A 1,690-nucleotide genomic window follows, 5' to 3' on the forward strand; every position below is an offset into this window, starting at 1 on the left:
CTCGGGCACGTCGGGACTTGGCAATCGCGCCTTCGACGGCACCGCCTTGCGCGGCAGCAGCGGCGGCCCGGGCAACGGGTGGAAGGACATGAATGTCTTCAAGCTCGGCGTGCGCTACCAGGTGACGCCGGCCTGRCACGTGTCGGGCGGCGTCTCCTTGAACAGCGCGGCCTACTCGGATGCGGATACGGCGAACAACGTCACCTCGCCGGCCACGTTCCGCCGGCACTACACGCTCGGGCTGGGCTATGCGACCGCCTCCAATGCCACCTGGTCGGTCTTCTACTCCTTGTCGCCGGCCCACACCACCTCGGGCAGCTCGGCGCTGGGGTCGGCCGTGGCCACGCAGCTCTCGGGCAACGCCACGGTCTCGGGCCAGGAGACCCTGGCAACGCGGCAGCAAAGCATTGGCGTGCAGTACTCGCAGCGCTTTTGATCGCCCCTGGCGCCTTTTCTGTTCATTCATCACGGAGTTTGTTTCKATGACGGCTAGTCTTCTTCCGCGCTCTAGCGGCAACCGGGTAGCAACCGCACTTGCAACCGCCCCTGCAACCGCAACCGCAACTGCAACCGCACCTGCAACCGCACGCAGCGGCGGTACGGCATGAACGCGCGGACGGAGGCAGCGGCATTGCAGCCGCCCCGCCTGGACGACCGGTTCGAGCAGCCGGCCGGCAAGGTGTTCCTCACCGGCAACCAGGCGATCCTGCGCATCGCGCTGGACCAGCGCCGCATCGATGCCCGCTTCGGCAAGAACACCGGAGGCTTCATCTCCGGCTACCGTGGCTCGCCGCTGGGCCGGCTGGACATGGAGCTGTGGCGCATCCAGCCGTTGTTGCAGGCCGCGAACGTGCGCTTCCAGCCCGGCGTCAACGAGGACCTGGCCGCCACCGCCGTGTGGGGCACGCAGTACGTCGGCACCTTTCCCGGTGCCACGGTGGATGGCGTGTTTGGCATCTGGTATGGCAAGGGGCCGGGCGTGGATCGCAGCGGCGACCCGCTCAAGCACGGCAACCTGGCCGGCACCAGCGCATCCGGCGGCGTGCTGGTGCTGGCGGGAGACGACCATAGCGCCAAGTCGTCGACTACCGCCCACCAGTCGGATTTCTCGCTGATCGCTGCGGGCATACCGGTGCTGTATCCGGCCAATGTGCAGGACATCATCGACTTCGGCCTGCGGGGCATCGAGATGTCGCGGCGCACCGGATGCTGGGTTGGCATGAAGCTGGTGACCGACGTGGTGGAGTCCGCCGGCGAAGTCGACGTGGGGCAGCACGAGCCGTTGGGCGCGTTGCCTGACGCCAACGGGCCCTTGCATATCCGCGCCTTCGAAATGGCGCCGGCCGCGGAGGAGCGCCTGTACGTGCACAAGCTGCCGGCGGCGGTTCAGTTCGCGCGGGCGGCCGGGCTCAACCGCCTGGCGTGGCCTGGCACGGGCGCGAGGGTCGGGATCGTCACCGCCGGCAAGTCCTACGCCGATACCATGCAGGCGTTGCAGCGCCTTGGCATCGACGCCAGCGATGCGCGCGGCGCGGCGCTGCGGGTGCTGAAGATCGGCATGGTGTGGCCGCTGGAGGACGAGATCGTGCGCGCCTTCGCGCACGGGCTCGACACCATCCTGGTGATCGAGGAAAAGCGCCCGCTGCTCGAGTCGCAACTCAAGTCCATCCTCTTCGATGCGCGCATGGCC

2 pseudogenes are annotated in these 1,690 nt (G+C 68.1%); both read left to right on the forward strand.

Annotated features, from left to right (window positions below):
* A pseudogene (locus AC1DS3_RS38345) lies at nt 1-436 on the forward strand (hypothetical protein); the annotation flags it as partial.
* Between the two features lie 168 nt (nt 437-604).
* A pseudogene (locus AC1DS3_RS38350) lies at nt 605-1,690 on the forward strand (indolepyruvate ferredoxin oxidoreductase family protein); the annotation flags it as partial.

Source organism: Cupriavidus sp. 01L46 (assembly GCF_056399905.1).